Genomic DNA, 19,114 nt, shown 5'->3' with positions numbered 1-19,114 from the left:
GCCCCCGGCTCGCCCCGAGACGACCGCCAAGCCGACCTCCATCTGGCCAAGCCGCCCTCTCCGTCCAGGCGGTTTTTGACCCAGCACAACGCATGCCGCTTCTCTCATCACTCGGTCGACCTTCCTCTATTATCTAGATAATCCATACTGAATCTGGCATTCGATAGGCAAGGAAGTGCTTTTGCGGCTCCCTCGGGATGGACTTCGGCGGTTACTGGAGCGAAGGCCGTGGGACGGCCACGCCGGAAACAGGACCTAGGGGCTTGTCCGGGTTTCGCACGCGATCCGCAGCGTGGTCAGCGCGTCGACCCAGCAGTCGGCGAGATCGGCGGTCTGTCCCGCGTCGAGGGCCGTCAGCGCGGACAGCGTGGCTTGGCCGTGGTAGCTGGTCAGGATGGTGAAGCAGGTGTGCCTTGGCGGCAGCCAGGGGATGGCGATGACCTCGTCCACCGGCGTGCCCGCCACGGCCAGCGGCCGGACCGGCGGGAAGCTGGACGCGGTCAGCGCGACATTGCGGCGGTCGCCCAGCCGCGCCAGGCACGCGGCGCCGAGCCACGGCGGAAGATCCTCGGCGAGCGCGCGCAGCGCCTGCCTGCGGGCGGCCACCTTGCGGCGGGACGCGGCGCGGGTCACGGCCGCCAACTGCCGCAGCGGATCGGGTTCACCGCAGGGCAACGCGACGCGCATCAGCCCGATCGCCGTGCCGTCCTCACCGTCCCTTTTGGTGTCCACCGGCATGCACACCGGCAGCGCCGCGCCGGTGAAGTCGGCTGTCGGGGACCAGCGCCGCAGTGCCCCGGCGAGGGCTGCCAGGTGCGCTTGGCCGACGGTCGCCCCGCTCGCGGCGCTGATCGTCCGCAGGTCGCTCAGCGGCGCGCTCCGCCAGCTCAGGCGGCGCTCCGCGTCCGGCGCGGGCGCCAGCGCGGCGACCTTCGGCGCCGGGGTCAGCGTCGCGGCGAGTTCGGGCAGCGCGCCCAGCGCGTGCCAGGGGCGGGGTTTTCTTGGCCGGGCCTTCCGCCCCGGGGAGCGGTCGCCGAAGATCACTTCGAGGGTGCGCAGCAGGGCGACGCCGTCCTGGGCGGCGTGGTGGACGAGGCAGCCGACGCCCCAGGTCTCGCCGTCGCCGGGAAGCAGCCACATCCGCCACAGCGGCCGGTGGCGTTCGGGGTCGGGCCCCAGCCAGGCGGTCGCGGGCTCGGGCCGGGCCGCGGCCTCGGGCAGCGCCTCGATGTGCACGTCCAGATCGACCTCGGCGGGCTCCCACCGCGGTTCGCTCCCCCGCGTGAGGCGGTGGGTGAGCGCGGGCAGGTGCTCAAGCCGCCTCCCCACCAGGGCACGCAGTGTGTCCACGGGCGGAGGTGTGCCCGCAAGCCGCAGCAGGACGCCGAAATAGAGGCTCCCCGAGGACCCGGTCGCCTCCTGCATCGCCAGGAACACCCGCGTCAGCGAGTCGACCCGCAACGACGCGGAACCGGCGTCACCGGTCGTCATGGGTTCGAGGTTAAGGGGGAGCCGGACTGGGCGCTCGGCAAACATGACCACCGCCGGTGACCGCCACCGTGCCACCGGCTTGTCCGCGAGCCGCGAATCAGCGCGGCCAATCGAACCAAGTGAATGCCTTCTCCGTGGGGCAGCGGGCGAAGGAGTCGCACGACGGGACGATGGTGGAAATATTCACGCCCGGAGCAACGTCTTGTCATTCGCGGAGGCGACGGACCCACTGACAGTGGGTTTTCCGGACAACAGTCAGTCGGCCATAAGTGAGCGGATACCACTCTATTGCCAGTGGCAGCTCGGCGATTGGCCATGCGAGTATCGGTGACGAACACGATAATCAGGTTCGTGACCGCGGAAGCGGGAATGGTGGCCGCCAGAATGTCCACTCGTTTGTCTCGGAACGTCGCGAACCCGCGAACGCGATGACGCGCTACGCGCGCCTGTCAACTCCCGGTGCGCACACCGCTGATCACAGGAGCTCGCGAGATGGCAGACAACAGCCGCCTGGGCGGATTGGACCCGATTGACCAGAGGCTATTGGACGAGGCCATCGCGTTCGTCTCCAATGCCGACACCGACAGTGTTCTGACCGGTGTCGCGCCGCTTCTGACGGCCGGACAACGCGCTTCCGTTTCCGCGCACTGCGCCTTGGCCCATGCCGCCGTGCTGGTCTTTCCGGCCTCGGTCAGCGAATTGGCGGCGAGCCTGCGGGCGCGGGGCCTCGGCGTCGCCGACGTCGTCCCGAGCGTGGTCGTCCGGGAGCGGCTCAGCCGCCGTTACGGCATTCCCCCGGAAGCGCTGGACGTCGCGATAATCCATGTCCACCCGGCGGCGGGCGGCGGCCACTCGGTGGAGCTGTTCGCGGTGACGACGCCGCCGGGGTCGGCGCTGGCGGAGGTCGCGGCCCGGGAGCGGGTCGAGCGCAACGAGTCGCATGTCGCGCTGGAGATCGGCGAGCCGGACGACGTGCGGGTCGCGGGACTGCGCGCGGTGCTCGCCGACCGCGGCGGGCTGGTCGCGGACGGCGGGGGCTATAACCGCGCCGAGGACTGCACGGTGCTGTACTTCCGCGACCCCGCGACCGGCCGACGACCGGGCGGCTACCGCAGGCTGGAGCTCCGGGTGCCCGGCCACCACGCCGCCGCGCTGGCCGACCACCTGGCCCAGGCGGGCGATCCGCGCGAACGGCTCCTGGAGCTGATGACCGGGGCATGGACGACCCAGGCGATCTCGACGGCGGTGGAGTTGGGCTTGCCGGACGCGCTGACCGACTCGGGGGCGGGCGCGCCGGTTCCGGTGGCGGCGCTGGCGGCGCGGCTCGGCGTCACGCGGGACGGTCTCGCCCGCCTGCTGCGCTACCTGTGCTCGCTCGGCCTGGTGGCGCCCGAGGGCGAGGCGTACACGCTCACCGAGGCGGGCGCCCCGCTGCGGCGGGACGCCCGCCACTCGTTCCGCCCGCTGGCGCTGCTCTACGGCGGGCCGTTCTACCAGTCGTTCGGCGCGCTGACCCACGCCGTGCGCACCGGCGCGGAGGCGTTCGAGACGGTGTTCGGCCAGGGGCACTTCGACCACTTCGCCGCGCACCCCGACCTCGCGGAGTTGTTCGACTCCGCCATGGCCGCCAGTGCCACGATGTTCGAGCCGATCGCCGCGCTCGGCGACTTCGCCGAGGCGCGGGTGGTCGTGGACGTTGGCGGCGGCAACGGCGAACTGCTCAGCCAGATTCTGGCCCGCGTGCCGCACGCGCGGGGAGTCCTCTTCGAGCGGGCGCAGGTGCTCGGCCGCGCGCGAGCCCGCATGGCCGACCAGGGCTGCGCCGAGCGGTGCGACTTCGTCGCGGGCGACTTCACGCAGTCGGTGCCCCTGGGTGGGGATGTCTACCTGCTTTCCCGGATTCTGCACGACTGGGACGACCAGACGTGCGCGGCGATCCTGCGCCGGTGCGCGGCAAGCATGCGCGCGGGGGCCCGGCTGCTGGTCGTGGAGCGCCTGCTGCCCACCGGCGGGGCGTCCTCGCTGGCGGTAGCCTGGGATCTGCACATGCTGTGCAACGTGGGTGGCCAAGAGCGAACCGTCGAGCACTACCGGCGTCTGCTCGCGGACGCCGGGTTCGACCTGGTGGCGGTGTCCGACCTGCCCTTGGACGGCAGCCTGCTGCACGCCCGTCGGCTCTCCGAACCCGCGGCCACCACGGCCTGATCCCCGGTCGGACGGAGAACGACAGCTGTGGCGATCTCGACGCAGGACTACCTGATCGGCCCCCGGGACGACGTGGACCGGACGCGCGAGCGCACCCTCCGGGAGGTTTTCCAGGAGGCCGTCGACCGGTTCGGTGACGCGCCCGCGGTCCTTGACGGCCAGGGCGGCTCGTGGACGTGGCGGCAGTGGCGGCGCGAGGCCTCGGCGCTGGCGGCCGGGCTGCGGGAGTCCGGGATCCGCGTCGGCGACGTGGTCGCGGCGCATCTGCCGAACTCCTGGGAGTTCCTGCTCGCCCACGTCGCGGTCGCCGAACTCGGCGCGGTTCTGCTGCCCCTGCACCTGGCCTACGGCGAGCGGGACGTGCTCGCGTTGGCGCACAAGGCCGGGGCAAGGATGGTCATCCTTCCCGCCGCGAAACTCCCCGTCGCGAAACGGCTGCTGGCCGAAGTGTCCTCTGTGGAGCGTGTGCTGGTCGCGGGCGTGGCGCGGGCCGAACCGGTCGAGGGCGTCGAGTCGTTCGACGCGCTGGTTCGGTCGCGCCAGGGCGCGAATCCCGCGCCGACGGACCTCGACCCGGCCATGCCGTTCGTCCTGGCGCCGTCGTCGGGCACGATCTCCGGCTCCCCGAAGCTGTGCCTGCACAGCCACGGCACGCTGCTCGCCAACGCCGCGACGATGGCCGAGGACGGCGCGGCTCCCGGCGACGACACCATTGTGAGCGCCAGCCCGTTCACGCACCTGTTCGGTCTGGTGTCAGTGCATTTGTCCCTGCTCACGGGAAGCAGGCAGGCGCTGTTGCCGCGGTGGGACCCGGACGCCTTCCACGACCTCGCCCACCGCACCGGCGCGACCGTCCTCTTCGCGGTGCCCGCCCAACTACGCGACGTGGTGCGTCCGCTGAGCGACAAGAACGCAGCCGAGCCCCCGCGCCTACGCGAGGTGCGCACCGGCGGCGCGGCGGTGCCCGGTTCGCTGGTGGCCCAGGTCCGGCGGTCGACGGGTGCCACCACGATCGTGCAATGGGGCATGTCGGAAGTCGGCGCGGGCACGGTGACGCGCCCCGACGACCCGCCCGAGGTCGCCGCGAACTCCATCGGGCGCCCGCTGTCCGGGAGCGCGGCCCGGGTCGTGGACGACGCGGGCGAGCGGTGCCAGACCGGGCGAGTCGGGCAGTTGCAGTACCGGGGGCCGCACCTGTTCCACGGCTACCTGGGCGACCCCGAGGGCACCCGGGCGGCCCTGACCGAGGACGGCTGGCTGCGCACCGGCGACCGGGCGAGCTGGAACCCGGACGGCACGCTGCGCTTCCACGGGCGCGACGCCGAGGTGATCAACGTCGGCGGGACCAAGGTCAGCGCGTCGGAGATCGAGGGCCTGCTCAGCGACCTTCCGCAGCTCGCGGCCGTCGCGGTGGCGGCGCGGCCTGATCCCCGGCTCGGCGAGTATCCGTGCCTGATCGCCGCGCTGCGTCCCGGCGCCACCATCGACCTCGCCACCGTCCGCGACCACCTCGCCGGGAAAGGCGCGGCGGAGGTCGCGCTGCCCGTAGAACTGCTCCTGGTCGACGAGGTGCCGGTCACGCCCACCGGCAAGGTCGCCCGCGGCAGGCTCGCCGACGTCCTCGCCCGCCACGCGACGCCTCAGCGACCGCCTGGAGAGCACTGGCCGGACCGGCTCGCGGCGCTGCCGGACGGCGAACGGGTCCGCACGGCGCTGGCGCTGGTCCGCGCGCGGCTCACGGACCAGGACTTCGCCTCGGCGAACCCGGAGCGGCCGTTCCGCGAGATCGGGGTGACCTCGCTCGGCGCGGTGCGCCTGGCGGTGGAGGTGGCGGCGGCGACGGGCTTGCCGCTGCCCACGACCGCGGTGTTCGACCACCCCACACCGGCTGCGCTGGCCCGCCACCTGGTCGACCTGGCCCTGGGGCAAAGCGAAAGCCCGCCACGGGAGCGGATCGAGCCATCGGACGACCCGGTGGTGATCATCGGGATGGGGTGCAGGCTCCCCGGCGGCGTGTCCTCCCCCGACGCGCTGTGGCGGCTGCTGGCCGAGGGCGGGGAGACTGTGGGCCCGCTGCCCACCGACCGCGGCTGGGACCTCGATCGCCTCCTGCACCCCCAGCCGGGCCATCCGGGCCGCTCCGACACCCCCTACGGCCATTTTCTGACCGGGGCGGCGGAGTTCGACGCGGCCTTCTTCGGCGTCTCGCCGCGCGAGGCGCTGGCCATGGACCCGCAGCAACGGCTGCTGCTGGAGACCAGTTGGGAGGCGCTGGAGCGGGCGGGGCTGGACCCCGCGGCGCTGCGCGGCACCGACACCGGGGTGTACATCGGCCAGATGGCTTCGGACTACGCGCCAAGGATCACCGAGGCGCCCGAGCACTTCGACGGCCTGCTGCTCACCGGGAACGCGGGGAGCGTCGCCTCCGGCCGGATCTCCTACACGCTCGGTCTCACCGGCCCGGCGCTCACGGTCGACACCGCCTGCTCGTCCTCGCTGGTCGCGGTGCACCTCGCGGCGCAGGCGCTGCGCCGCGGCGAGTGCTCGTTGGCCCTAGCCGGAGGTGCGACCGTGATGGCCACCCCGGCGTCCTTTGTGGACTTCAGCCGCCAGGGCGCGCTCGCGGGAGACGGCCGCTGCAAGGCGTTCGCCGCCGGGGCGGACGGCGCGGCGTGGGCGGAAGGGGTCGGCGTGGTGGTGCTGGAGCGGCTGTCGCGGGCCCGCGAACACGGGCATCCGGTCCTCGCGGTCATCGCCGGGTCCGCGGTGAACTCCGATGGCGCGAGCAACGGCCTCACCGCCCCGAACGGGCAGGCCCAGCAGCGGGTCATCCTCCGGGCGCTCGCCGACGCGGGTGTGACGGCGGCCCAAATCGATGTGGTCGAGGCGCACGGCACCGGAACGCCGCTGGGCGACCGGATCGAGGCCGAGGCGCTGCGCGCGGTCCACGGCGGCGAGCGCGGCGCGCGGCCACTGTGGCTGGGCTCGGTGAAGTCGAACATCGGCCACACCCAGGCCGCCGCGGGCGTCGCCGGGATCATCAAGATCGTCCTGGCGCTGCGGCACGGCGAACTGCCGCGCACGCTGCACGTGGACCAGCCGGGTCAGTCCATAGTGGACGATCCGGTCCGGGTGCTCACCGAGTCCCAGGCGTGGCCGCGTTCCGAGCGCGTCCGCCTGGCCGGGGTGTCGGCGTTCGGGATCAGCGGCGCCAACGCGCACCTGATCCTCCAGGAGCCACCCGTGTCGCGGGCCCCCGCGCCCGTCGAGGGACCGGTGCCGCCGTGGGTGCTGACCGCCCGGACCGCCTCCGCGCTGCGGGCATTCGCGGCCGACCTGCTTCCGTTGGCGGAGGCGGGCGACGCCGCCGAGACGGCTAGGGCGCTGATCTCGCGGTCGGCGTTCGAGCACCGGGCGGTGGTCGTCCCGCGCCGCGCCGCCGACCTGACCAGCGGGTTGCGCGGTGTCGCCGAGGGGACCCTGCCCGCCGTCGCGGTCTCCGGCCGAGCGCGGCCCGAGGTGCGGACCGTCTTCGTCTTCCCCGGGCAGGGCGCGCAGTGGGACGGCATGGCCGCCGACCTGCTGGCCGAATCCGAAGTCTTCCCAGTCTTCGCGCGCGCGATGGCCGAGTGCGACGAGGCGCTCGCGCCGCACGTGGACTGGTCCGTGCGCGGGGTGCTGCGCGGCGACCCGGGAATGCCGGGGCTGGACCGGGTCGAGGTGGCGCAGACGTCGTTGTTCGCCGTCATGGTCGCGCTGGCCGCGCTGTGGGACGCGGTGGGGGTGCGGCCGGACGCGGTGGTCGGGCACAGCCAGGGGGAGATCGCCGCCGCGTGCGTGGCCGGGGCGCTGTCGCTCGACGACGCGGCCCGGCTGGTGGCCCACCGCGCCGCGGCCGTGCGCGAGTTGACGGGCGGCCGGATGCTCGCCGTCGCCCTGCCCCGGGACGACGTCGAAGGCCACCTCGACCGGTATCGGGACCGGCTGTCGGTGGCGGTGGACAACGGCCCGCGCTCGACCGTGGTCTCCGGAGCCGCCGACGCGGTGGCGGCGCTCGCCGACGAACTCGCGGGGCTCGGTGTCCGCGCGACGGTGCTGCCGGTGGACTACGCCTCCCACTGCGCGCAGGTCGAGGACATCGAGGACCTGCTGCTGCGGAATCTGGGCGATCTCACGCCCCGAACCGCCGAGGCGCCGTTTTTTTCGACGGTCACACCGGGGGTGCTGGACACCAGCGGGCTGACCGCCGGGTACTGGTACCGGAACCTGCGGCACACGGTCGAGTTCCAGGGCGCGGTCCGCGCCCTGCTGGACCAGGGCTACAACGACTTCATCGAGGTCGGCCCGCATCCCACGCTGGTCCAGTCCATTGTGGAGACAGCGGAATCGGCGGGCCGGGCGGCCACCGCCGTGGGCACGCTGCGGCGCGACGACGGCAGCCCGCACCGGTTCCTGCTGTCCGCGGCCGAGGCTTACGCCAACGGAACGCCGGTCTCCTGGCCGAAGTTGTTCTCCGGCCCGGCCCGGCCTGTCGAGCTGCCGTGCTATCCGTTCCAGCGCAAGCGTTTCTGGCTCGCGGACGGCACCGCCCCGGTCCGCCCGTCAACCGACGACGGGCACGGCCCCGGACCGGAGACCGAGGCCGCGGTGCTGTCCCTGGTCCAAGACCACACCGCCGCCGTTCTCGGCCACCCGGAAGGAAAGCGGGTCGCGGCAGACGACGGGTTCGCCGCGCTCGGGACGAGTTCCGCGGTCGCCGTCGAACTGCGCACTCGACTGGCCCGCGCGCTCGACCTCGACCTGCCCGCCACCGTCGTCCTCGACCGGGGCACGCCCCGCGCGCTCGCCGCCCACCTGTGGGCCAAGCTCGGCACCCAGCCGACACCCGAAACCCCGGACGTGCCACCGGATTCGCCTGCCCCGCCGCGGCTGCCGGACACCCTCGACGCCCTCTACCGGCACGCCTGCGACACCGGGCAGGGCCAGGCCGCCCTCGACCTGATCAGCGCGGCGGCGGCGCTCCGGCCGACGTTCCCGGCCTCGGCGGCCGCCGAGCACACGCCGGTTCCGGCGCACCTGACCGAATCCGGCGCGGGCCCCGCGCTGATCTGCTTTCCCGCCCTGCTGCCGACCGCGGGACCGCACGACTACCTCGCGCTGGCCGACGCGCTGCGCGACCGGCTCCCGGTGGCGGTCCTGTCCCATCCCGGTTTCGCCTCTCCTGGGCCACTCCCCCAGGACGTCGACGCCTTGGCCGCCGCCCACGCGACCGCGGTGACCCGGTGGGCGGGGAAAAGACTGCTGTGCGGGCACTCGTCGGGCGGGCTGGTCGCCCACGCCGTCGCCGCCCGGCTCGACGCGCTGGGCGTTCCGGTCGACGGGCTGGTGCTGCTGGACACCTACTGGCCCGACCACGCCCTCACCGAGGCGCTGCCGCACATCGTGACCGGCGCCCGGAAGCCGTTGGGCGCCTTCGGAATCGACACCGACCGGCTCACCGCGGCAGGCGGCTACCTGCGCCTGTTCACGGGGTGGCAACCCCAGCCCACCGCCGCGCCGACCCTGCTTGTGCTGCCGCGACAGCCGGTTCCGGAACTCGTCGCACGCGGTCTGCGCGGCACGCCTTGGCGATTGGCACACACCACAGTGGACACTCCGGGAGATCACTTCACGATGGTGAGCGAGCACAGCGCCGCCCTGGCCGACGCGATCGGCCGGTGGGCCACGCGGTCGTCCGAGCCGGACCGGGCATGACCGCGTACGGCGACGATCTCGTCGCGCTCGTCACCGACCACGCGCCCGCCGACCGGTCACTCGCCGCGCTTTACGCCCAACCGCGGCGGCTGGGGTCGCGGCTGGGCGACCAGCCGCTGATCGCCGACCACGCCCGGCTGCGGTCGCTGCTGGAACTGAGCGCGATAGCCGACCCCCGCCTGTTCCACGTCCTGTTCCTGCACCACTGCATGGCCATCGGCAACGCGATCGACCACGGCGCGGGCGCGGCGGACGTGGCGGCGCTGGCCTCGGGGCAGTGGGTCGGCGCGGCGCTGATGACCGAGGCCGGTGTGGGCAACAGCAGTTCCGGCATCCGCACCGAAGCGAGGTACGACCGGGCGACCGGCGAGTTCGTGGTGCACACCCCCGATCCCGACGCGGTCAAATACCCGGTCAACGTGGGCTTGGCCGGCGTGGCCCGGCTCGGTGTGGTCAGCGCGCGGCTCACGGTCGACGGGACCGACCGGGGCACCGCGCTGTTCCTCATTCCCCTGCGCGACGAGAACGGCCCCTGCCCGGGCGTCACGATCACACCCGCCGAGCGCGCCGCGCCGCTCCCCCTGGACTACGCGGCTGTCCGGTTCGACCGGGTCCGCGTGCCCTACCGGCGCTGGCTCCGCGACGGCGCGTCCCTCGGCGCGGACCCTCTCGCCGACCCAGCGGCCCGGACCCGACGCAGCCTGTCGATGGCCCGGTTCTCGTGGGGCGCGGTCACCGCCGCGCTGGCCGCGGTCGCCCGGGCGAGCGTCGCGCGCGCCCTCGTCCACGCGGCCGAACGCCGGACCCTCGACCGCCTGGCTGGTGCGGTCGCCGCCATCGAACACCGCACCCAGCAGCGACTGCTGTGCGGCGCCGCCGCGGCGGCGCTGGCGGCCACGGTAGTCGCCCGCGCGGTGACGGGCCTGTCCTGGCACATCCCGCCGGGCGGCGGTCGCGGCGTCGGGCCGTCGGCCGCGGTGATGCGGCGGCTGTCGCTGACCAAGGTCGCGGTCACCGTCCTCGCCGACAGCGCGGTAAGCCGCTGCCGGTCAGCCTTGGGGGCGCGCGGTTTCCTGCCGGAGGGCGGGTTGTCCGACTACCAGGCGCTGACGATGGCCTTCCACAGCGCCGGGGGCGACAACCGGCTCATCCTGCTGGACGCCGCCTGGGCGATGGCCACCGGTCCGGACTACGCCCCGCCGGAAGACACCGACGCGCCCGACGAGTGGATCAGGCTGTTCCGCGCCCGGGAACGGCTGCTGCACGCCGAACTCACCGCCGGACTGCCCGCGAGCAGCGGCGAAACCCCCTTCGAGGTCTGGAACAGCCGAACCCCCCTGGCCCAGACCTTCGCCGAAGCCCACACGACGCGAACCACCGCGGAAGCCGTGCGCGAGCAGTGGCTTTCCCCAGCCGCCCCCGCGCTGCTTGCCGACCTTTACCTGCTGCACTGCCTAGAGCACACGGAAACCCACTCCGGCTGGCACCTCGCCCACGGCCTGGTCACCCCCGCCGACGTCCTCGCGCTGCCCGAACGGACGAACCGCGTCTGCGCGCGCCTGATCCAGCACCGCGCGACGCTGCTCCACCTGATGGACATTCCCGAAAAACTCGCGCACAGCGGGCGGAATGGGGAAAGGTGACGCGCGCCGGTCAGGCGGAGCGCTTCCGGAACTGCTTGATCATGGCCGCGTAGCTGTTCTCGGCGTCCCCATCCGCGACGGCGCGGTTGGCCAAGTCCAGGAAGAACGCGGGCAGTTCGGTGCTGACGCCGAGCACCTCGCTCTCCTCAAGCAGATGCCGCATGGCGCCACTGTGGACGCTGATGGTGGCGTCGTTGGCCGTGTAGTCGCCCGCTTCGACCTGGTCGGCGTAGGCCGTCGCGTAGCCGACGCTCGTGGCTATCGCTTTCGCGGCCATGCCCGCGAAAGCGGCCGCCTTGACCTTCGCCGCGCCCAGCAGCGCCGCGGCGTGCAGGAAGCTGTTGAGCACGCCCCACATGAGGGTCAGGACCGCCATGTCGTAGAGGACCGACAGGCCGTGGTCCTCGCCCAGGTAGACGGTGACGTCCGCGCTGAGCGCGCGGAGGGTGGCCTCGTGCTCGGCGAAGGCCGCGGCGGACCCGGCGTAGAGCATGGTGGCCTCCGCGGTGCCGATGGCCGTGGGCACGGCGAGGATCGCGCCGTCGAGATAGGCGACGCCGACCTTCTCCGCCCACAGCGCGGTTTCCCGCGCCTCGGTGGAACGCGCGGTGGTCAGGTTGACCAGGGTGCGGCCCGCGAGGGACGCGCCGACCGGGTCGAGCAGGCCGTGCGCGGCGTCGTAGTCGGAGACGCAGACCACGACGAGCGGGCTGGCCTCGACGGCGGCCCGCACGGATTCGGCGCGCACGGCGCCGCGGCCCACCAGGTCGGCCGCCTTGTCCGCGGAGCGGTTCCAGACGGTGGTCGGGTGGCCGTTGGCCAGGAACGCCTTCGCCAGCGCCTGGCCCATCAGCCCCAGGCCGATGACGGTGACCGGCGACTCGGCGGGGGAAAGAGTAGACACAGGTGGTGCTCCATATCTCGCGCGGTAAGCGGTTCGGTTCTTCGCGCTCGCATATTGGGTCCATATCGCCGACAGAGCATTGTCGCGGTCGGCCAGGGCGCTTTGCCCCGTTCATTTCCCCACGCTGCGGCGCGGAACTGAATCCAGGCTATCGACGCTCACCCTCGATTTTCTCTCGCCACGATAACCACGGGCGACACCAGCCGATTACCGGAACGAGAGAACCGACGGCGCGCGGCTAAGACCTCGTGCCGTCGAGCTAACCGGCTTCTTCGACGGCTGCCGAGACAGGCGGACCGTAGGGGGTCATCGCCCCGACGACCAGCGGCAGCGCCCGCGTCAGCCAGGCCCGCTTCGCCGCCGCGGAGTCCGGCACGCCGAAGGCGCGGTGGAACACCCGCCAGGTGGAGTCCGAGACGCACTCGTCCACCGATCCAGCCAGGTCCTCGCACTCCTCGCCCGCCGCGGTCCCCGACGGCGGCTCCAGCAGGATCCGGGTGCTGTTCTGCTGGGTTCGTCCCCAGTGCGGGAACCGGCGGTGGAAGTGCTCGCTCGCGCTGGCCACGACCAGTAGCCCGCCGGGCGGGCCGCCCGCGCCGAGCCGCTCGAAGAAGCCCAGCGTCGCCTCGTCGGCCAGGTGCAGGTCGTCCACCGCGATGACCACCGGACGCCGCTCGGCGATCTCCCGCACCAGGGCCTCGACGTCGGTCCCAACGGCCGACCGGGCCGCGGCCGCCGGGTCGATCTCGCGGTGCAGCGCCCGCAGTTCCGCAGCGACCGCGGCCGGGTCGACGCTCACCGACCGGCGCACCCCATGCCGCAGCACCAGCGGCGCCGTGCGGGCCTGCTCGGCGACCGTCGCGCAGAACTCCCTCAGCAGCCTGGTCTTGCCCGTGCCTCGGTCACCGAGGACGGTCACCAGGTGCGGAGTCCCGCGCCGCTCGACCCGCTGGAACGTCCGCAGCAGAATCTCCATCTCGTGCTCGCGGTCCAGGAACGGCCCGGTGTGGCGGACCGAGCGGGCCTCGGCCACCCAGTACGACGGCTCGCCCGCCGCGACCACGCACGACACCTGGTCGGAGATCAGCGCCCGCGTCCGGTCCGACACCCAGATCGTGCCGGTCGGCACCCGGGGGAAGACCTCCCAGCACTGGTCCAGCAGCGTGCCGTTGACCGACACCCGGCTCCGCCGCGACGACGCGTCCCCGTGCCACGGCAGGTCGCCGGTGGCCACCATCGCCCGGATGGTCAGCCCCTCGGTGTTCTCGTCGGACTGGTCGAGGCTGTCGCGCAGCAGCAGGGCGAGCCGGGTGGCGCGGGCGGCGTTCTCCCGGGGGTCGCCGAGGTCGAACAGGGCGATGGTCGCCGACCCGACCGACGCCAGCACCTCGCCGCCGGAGCACTCCACCCCGATGCGGAGCAGGGTGTGGATGCCCTCCAGCAGCACGTCCACGCCGACCGGGTGCGCCGTGCCCGCCCGCCCCCCGACGTGCGCGCGGACGATCATGACGGTCGTCTCGCGCCGGTTCGGCCGCTGGTCCTGGGTGGACGCGGTCGCGCCGAGCCAGTCGGGCATGCCCAGCAGGTCCGGCACGAAGCCGTCGTCGGCGCGCGCGCCCGGCTCGATGGCGCGGTCGTCGCGCCCGGGGGCCTCGGCGGCGGGCAGGCCGGGGTGGTCGAGCGCGGGGTCGTGGGCCAGGACGCGCTCTTGGAGGCGGCGCAGCCAGGGGCCGGGCCGTAGGCCGAACTCCTCGACCAGCTCGGCGTGGACGCGGCTGTAGACGTCGAGCGCCTCGGTCTGGCGGCCGCAGCGGTAGAGCGCGAGCATGAGCAGCCCGGACGCGCGCTCGCGCAGCGGCTCGGCCCGCACCAGCTTCTCGATGTCGCCGATCACCCCGTGGTGGTGCCCGCACTCGATCTTGGCCTCGAAGTACAGCTCCAGGGCGTCGGCGCGGGTCCGGCCGATCAGGGCCGACTCCGGCCAGGCGATCCCGGCCTCGGCGAGGTCGGCGAGAACGTCCCCGCGCCACAGGTCGAGCGCGTCGCGCAGGATCACGGCCGCCGCCTCAGGCAGGCCGTCGGCCATCTTCGCGCGGCCCAGTTCCACCGCGCGCCGGAAGACATGCAGGTCGACCGCGTCCTCGTCCACGCTGAGCAGGTAGCCGGGCGGCTGGGTGACCAGGGCCGGGGGCGCATCTTGGGCAGGCAGCGCGGTGAGGACCGACCGCAGCGACCACACCGTGTTCTGCAGGATCTTGCGCGCGGTGGCGGGCGGCTCGTCATCGGCCCACAGCGAGTCGACCAACCGGCTGGTCGACACCACCTGGTTGGGCTCCAGGAGCAGGCGCCCCAGCAGCGCGCGCTGCTTCACGCCGCCGAGCGCGATCCGCTCGCCGTCGCGCACGACCTCAAGCGGGCCAAGCACACGGAACTGAATCACAATCCGCCCCGGTTCCTTATTCACGAATCCCCCGACCACACCCTATCCACCGGCGCGCCCGGATCGGGCCCGTCCGCGGCGACTGGCCCGGGCGGTAATCTGGGCCGGTGACCGGCTCGGACGTGCCTCCCGCATTCACGCTCGCGTACGTCCCCGGGGTGATTCCCGACAAGTGGGTGCGGACCTGGAACGAGCGGTCGCCCGAGACGCCGTTGGCGTTGGCGCAGACCGCGGCCGCCGAGGCTGAGGGGCTGGTGCGGGAGCGCGGGGCGGACGCGGCGCTGCTTCGGTTGCCGGTGGACCGGGACGGGCTGCACGCGATTCCGCTCTACACCGAGACGACTGTGGTGGTGGCGCCGAAGGAGCACCTGGTGGCCGCGGCCGACGAGGTGACCGTCGCCGATCTGGCCGACAGCGTCGTGCTGCACCCGCTTGACGACACGCTCGACTGGGCACAGCCGCCCGGGGTGCCCGCCGTCGAGCGGCCCGCCACCACCGGGGACGCGGTCGAACTCGTGGCGGCGGGGGTGGGTCTGCTGGTCGTCCCGCAGTCGCTGGCTCGGCTGCACCATCGCCGGGACCTCATCTACCGGCCGGTCACCGACGCCCCCCAGTCCCGGGTCGCACTGGTGTGGCTGGAAGACGAGACGACCGACGAGGTCGAGCGGTTCATCGGGATCGTCCGCGGTCGGACCGGCAACAGCACTCGGGGACGTCAGCCCGCGCCGGAAAAGGCCCCGCGCCCGGACACCAGCGGGCGCAAGGCCACGGCGGGCAAGCCAGCGGGCGGGAATCGGCGGCGCGGCGCGGCCGCCGGTGGCAAGCGCGGCAAACCACGCCGCCGCACCTGAACGGGCCGCACGGACCCCGACCGGGGGACTACCGCTGGAGTTCACGTCGTGGAAACCATCTGAGCTCGCGTGGTGACTTAGAGTTCGGCCATCCTCAACGAAATCGATCCCTTCATCGGAACGGCCGCGACCGCACTGCCCCCGGCGCAGGGTCTCGCGGCCACTTGGTGGTGGCCGAAAGCCCAGGTGGGCAACACCCACCCGGGGGCGACCTCCCCTCTGGGCATGGTGTCGGCCTGCGCCTACTCCGGCGCCTACCCGACCGGCTACGGCGTCTACACCAAGAACACCGAGGGCCTGCCGGAGGAGATGTTCGACGGGTCGCAGGCGTCCGGGTTCACCCATTTCCAGCAGTCCGGCACCGGCGCGATCCGCAAGTACTACAACTACGTGCGGGTCACCCCGATGGTGCAGTCGCTCGACGCGCTCGGGCAGGCGTGGCCGCTGCGGGACGAGGTGGCCGAGGCCGGGTACTACGCGGCCACGCTGGACACCGGCATCCGGTGCGAGATCACCGTCGGCGCGAAGGTCGCGATCCACCGGTACACCTTCCCCGAGCACCGCAACGCCCGGATCGTGGTCGACCTGTCCTGCGGCGGGCTGGCCATCGACCACGGGCGCACGGTGCCGCTGCGGGCGTACGCGGAGAGCATCGGCAACGGCCGCGCGCAAGGCACCGTCGTCGTGGAGGGCGTGCCGCTGTCGGTGCACGTCGAGGTCGACAGCCCGGGGTGGCGGCAGATGCTCTGGCACGACCGGCGGCTCATCGAGGGCGGCACCCGGCTGGACTTCGACCGCATCCGGCAGACCACGCTGCGGCCGTTCGGGCTGCTGTTCCTCGGCCCCACCACCGCCGGGAGCAGCGTCGAGGTGCGGATCGGCTTCTCGCTGCGCGGCTGCGAGCAGGCCAGGGAGAACCTGCACCGCGAGTGCGGCGCGGGGCCGCCCGCGTTCGACACCGTGCGGGCGCGGACCACCGAACGGTGGCGCGACCACGTCGGCCGGATCGAGGTCGAGGGCGGCTCGCCCGCGCGGCGGCAGGTGTTCGCGACGGCCATGTACCACTCGCTGATCAAGCCGTGCTTCGGCGACGACGAGAGCCCGTTCTGGCCGACGTCCGGGCCGTTCGCGTTCGACGTGTGCACGATGTGGGACATCTACAAGACCCAACTGCCGCTGCTCGCCGCGATCTGCCCGGACCGGGCCGTCGACCTGCTGGAGTCGCTGATCCGGGTCTGCGAGGAGGAGGGCAACTTCCCGATCGGGTACCGGATGGCGCGCGGCGCGGACCGGTTCTTCCGGCAGGCCAGCGCGCTGGCGCACACCGCGCTGGCCGACGCGCACGCGCTCGACCTCGGCGACCTGGACTGGAACTGGGCGCTGGCGCACATGGACGGCGACCTGCGCCGCATGTACGGCGAAGACTTCTACGAGCACGGCGTCGTGCACCCGATCTCGCACACCCTCGACCTCGCCTACGCCTACCACTGCACCGCGGCCGTCGCGCGGTCGCTCAACGACAAAGCGCTCGCCGACGACCTCGACGCGCGCAGCCACCTGTGGGTCAACGCGTTCGACCCGGACACCGGCCTGCTGTGGGACTCGTCGTTCTACGAGGGCGGCAAGTGGAACTACTCGTTCCGGCTGCTGCACGACATGGCCGGGCGGATCGCGCTGGCCGGGGGCGACGAGGCGTTCGTCGCGATGCTCGACGCGTTCTTCGGCTACGGCGCGCCGCCCGTGCGCCAGCCGGGAAAGCGGCCCGACCCGGCGGAGATGGCCGCGGGCTACGCGCTGAACCGGTTCGAGGGGCTCAACAACGAGCCGGACATGGAAGCGCCGTGGTCCTACCACTACGCGGGCAGGCCCGACCGCACGGCCGAGGTCGTGCACGCCGCGCTGACCTGGCAGTTCGGCACCGGCCCCGGCGGGCTGCCGGGCAACGACGACTCCGGCGGGCTCAGCTCCTGGTACGTGTGGGCCTCGCTGGGGCTGTTCCCGATCGCCGGGCAGAACCTGTTCCTGGTCAGCGCGCCCGCGTTCGCGCACGCCACGATCCACCTGCGGGACCGGGACTTCGTCATCGAGACCAGCGGGCACCGGGAGACGCCGATCAGCTCGGACGGGCTGACCCGGGTACCGCCGCCGCAGTACGTCCAATCCGCCCGGCTGAACGGAAAGCCGCTGGACGTGGCGCATCTGCGCGCGTCCGACGTGCACGCGGGCGGCAGGCTGCACCTCGAACTCGGCCCGGAGCCCTCCGCGTGGGGACGCGCGATCCGGCCGCCGTCGCTGTCGGACCCGCACGGGACAGGAGCCACCCCATGACCGAGCCAGGCCCCGCGACCCGGCCGAACCGCAGGCTGGTGATCGTGGTCCGCGCCGACCCGGTGATCTGCGGGCACTCCGGCGAGGCCCGCAACCTGGCCGAGGTCGCGCTCACCCGCGGCTTCGCCGACGTGCGCCTGCTGACCTGGCCGATCCCCGCGCTGCAGCAGGCCGGGCTGCCGCTCAAACCGCTCGACCGGATCACCCCCTACAGCGCGGGCATCACCGTGGAGCGGCCCGAGCCGGTCGGCGACTACCGGGTGCCCGACGGGCGGTACATGGCCGGGCTGACCGGCAGGCTGGTCGAGCTGCTCGCCGAGCCGGTGCCGACGACGTGCCTGTCGATGTACCTGGCCCCGCACACCGCGGTGGTGGGCGACGCGGTCGCGGCGGCGCGCGCGGCCGGGTACGCCCCCGACGTGCGCACCATCGCGAAGGCGGTGGGCTCGGACGTCACCAACGTGATCCGCTCGTGCCTGCGGGAGGGCCGGTTCGGCGCGGCGGTCGTGCTGTTCACGACGTTCCTCGCCAACGACCAGGTGATCGCGGTGTCGGAGTACACCCGGCGGGAGATCATCGCCGCGGCCGAGGCCGTGGACGCGCAGTGCGGCACGGGGTTCGCGCGGGAGTGCGCGAACCGGGTGACGGTCAGCTACCCGCCGATCGACACCAGCGCCTACCTCGACCTCGACCTCGCGCAGGTGGACGCCGCGCTGACCCGGCGCGGCCTGGAACGGGACGGCTACGTGCTTTTCCTGTCCCGGGTGGCGCGGGCGAAGGGCGTGTTCGACCTGGTGTCCGCGTTCGCGCGGGCGCGGGCCCGGGCGCGGGTGAAGCTGGTCGTCGCCGGGACCGGCCCGGCCCTGGAGCAGGTGCGGGCGCTCGCGGGCGGCGACGAGCGGATCGTGTTCCTCGATGACGTGGACGACGAGGAGAAGCCGCTGCTGATGCGCGGGTGCGCCGCGTACGCGCTGCCGACCAAGCCGGAGCCGGATTTTGTGGAGACCTTCGGCATCGCGCTGACCGAGAAGATGCTCGCGGGCGGCGGCCCGGTGATCACCACCACCACCGGCGGAACCGGCGAGGCGGTCGGCGGCACAGCGATCATCGTGGAGGCCGGGGACGTCGCGGGCATCGCCAACGCGATCGACCGGGTGGTGCTGGCGATGTCCCCGGAGGAACGGCACACCATGGCGGCCCGCGCCCGCGAGCACGCCCTGTCCTTCGACCGCGCCCGCGTCTTCGACGACCTGTTCGCGACTGCCCCGCCCGCCGCCGTCGCTCCGCGCTGAGCGGGTCGGCCACGCTCTCCGCACGGCGACCCCCCAAGAAAAGATTTCCTGTCATCGGCCGGATAAGAACCTGAGCATTCCGTTGTCCGAAAAGCAAAACCAGCGGGCGGTTCGAGAAATCGGGCGCGGGAATTCGCTCGAATGGCCTCCGGTCGCCCGCTCGGACACCAGTATCGTGCTCCGAATGGCGGCGGAGGCGCTGCCGT

General features: G+C 73.1%; 9 protein-coding genes. 6 read left to right on the top strand and 3 right to left on the bottom strand.

What is annotated here, in order from left to right; translation table 11 throughout:
- Positions 1 to 255: 255 nt before the first annotated feature.
- Complete coding sequence (locus tag ACZ6SD_RS25940; protein WP_465319596.1) at positions 256 to 1,491, bottom strand: WS/DGAT domain-containing protein; 1,236 nt, start codon at positions 1,489 to 1,491, stop codon at positions 256 to 258.
- A gap of 492 nt (positions 1,492 to 1,983) precedes the next feature.
- Between ACZ6SD_RS25940 and ACZ6SD_RS25935 the strand changes: the two genes are divergently transcribed.
- Genes ACZ6SD_RS25935 through ACZ6SD_RS25925 form a run of 3 tightly spaced genes read left to right on the top strand, consistent with a single transcriptional unit; the run spans position 1,984 to position 11,093 of the window.
- A complete protein-coding gene (locus tag ACZ6SD_RS25935; RefSeq protein ID WP_465319595.1) occupies positions 1,984 to 3,696 on the top strand; it encodes a methyltransferase in 1,713 nt (570 codons plus the stop codon).
- A gap of 27 nt (positions 3,697 to 3,723) precedes the next feature.
- Positions 3,724 to 9,450 (top strand): type I polyketide synthase, encoded by a 5,727-nt coding sequence (locus tag ACZ6SD_RS25930; protein ID WP_465319594.1) that lies wholly within the window; start codon positions 3,724 to 3,726, stop codon positions 9,448 to 9,450.
- The gene (locus tag ACZ6SD_RS25925) at positions 9,447 to 11,093 is read left to right on the top strand and encodes an acyl-CoA dehydrogenase (protein ID WP_465319593.1); all 1,647 of its coding nucleotides are present in this window, start codon (positions 9,447 to 9,449) and stop codon (positions 11,091 to 11,093) included. Before ACZ6SD_RS25930 ends, ACZ6SD_RS25925 begins: the two co-directional genes overlap by 4 nt.
- Before the next feature lie 10 nt (positions 11,094 to 11,103).
- On the opposite strand, the gene ACZ6SD_RS25920 is transcribed toward ACZ6SD_RS25925, so the two are convergent.
- Both ACZ6SD_RS25920 and ACZ6SD_RS25915 read right to left on the bottom strand, forming a co-directional pair.
- Complete coding sequence (locus ACZ6SD_RS25920; RefSeq protein WP_465319592.1) at positions 11,104 to 11,997, bottom strand: NAD(P)-dependent oxidoreductase; 894 nt, start codon at positions 11,995 to 11,997, stop codon at positions 11,104 to 11,106.
- A 259-nt stretch (positions 11,998 to 12,256) separates the two neighbouring features.
- Positions 12,257 to 14,437 (bottom strand): BTAD domain-containing putative transcriptional regulator, encoded by a 2,181-nt coding sequence (locus ACZ6SD_RS25915; protein ID WP_465319591.1) that lies wholly within the window; start codon positions 14,435 to 14,437, stop codon positions 12,257 to 12,259.
- A gap of 107 nt (positions 14,438 to 14,544) precedes the next feature.
- On the opposite strand from ACZ6SD_RS25915, the gene ACZ6SD_RS25910 reads away from it, so the two are divergent.
- From ACZ6SD_RS25910 to ACZ6SD_RS25900, 3 genes are all read left to right on the top strand, one after another.
- Complete coding sequence (locus ACZ6SD_RS25910; RefSeq protein WP_465319590.1) at positions 14,545 to 15,288, top strand: LysR family transcriptional regulator substrate-binding protein; 744 nt, start codon at positions 14,545 to 14,547, stop codon at positions 15,286 to 15,288.
- 90 nt (positions 15,289 to 15,378) lie between these two features.
- Positions 15,379 to 17,616, top strand: a complete 2,238-nt coding sequence (locus tag ACZ6SD_RS25905; RefSeq protein ID WP_465319613.1) for a glycoside hydrolase domain-containing protein — start codon at positions 15,379 to 15,381, stop codon at positions 17,614 to 17,616.
- A complete protein-coding gene (locus ACZ6SD_RS25900; protein ID WP_465319589.1) occupies positions 17,613 to 18,908 on the top strand; it encodes a glycosyltransferase in 1,296 nt (431 codons plus the stop codon). The genes ACZ6SD_RS25905 and ACZ6SD_RS25900 overlap by 4 nt, the downstream gene beginning before the upstream one ends.
- Positions 18,909 to 19,114: the final 206 nt, after the last annotated feature.

The organism is Actinokineospora sp. NPDC051303, from assembly GCF_055586285.1.
Note: the sequence above shows the minus strand (reverse complement) of the source record. Positions and strands in the feature narration are given on the sequence as shown.

Bases quoted from the DNA above. Each gene is read 5' to 3' on its own strand.
- ACZ6SD_RS25940 (WP_465319596.1), bottom strand. From the start codon at position 1,491: ATGACGACCGGTGACGCCGGTTCCGCGTCGTTGCGGGTCGACTCGCTG.
- ACZ6SD_RS25935 (WP_465319595.1), top strand. From the start codon at position 1,984: ATGGCAGACAACAGCCGCCTGGGCGGATTGGACCCGATTGACCAGAGG.
- ACZ6SD_RS25900 (WP_465319589.1), top strand. From the start codon at position 17,613: ATGACCGAGCCAGGCCCCGCGACCCGGCCGAACCGCAGGCTGGTGATC.
- ACZ6SD_RS25925 (WP_465319593.1), top strand. From the start codon at position 9,447: ATGACCGCGTACGGCGACGATCTCGTCGCGCTCGTCACCGACCACGCG.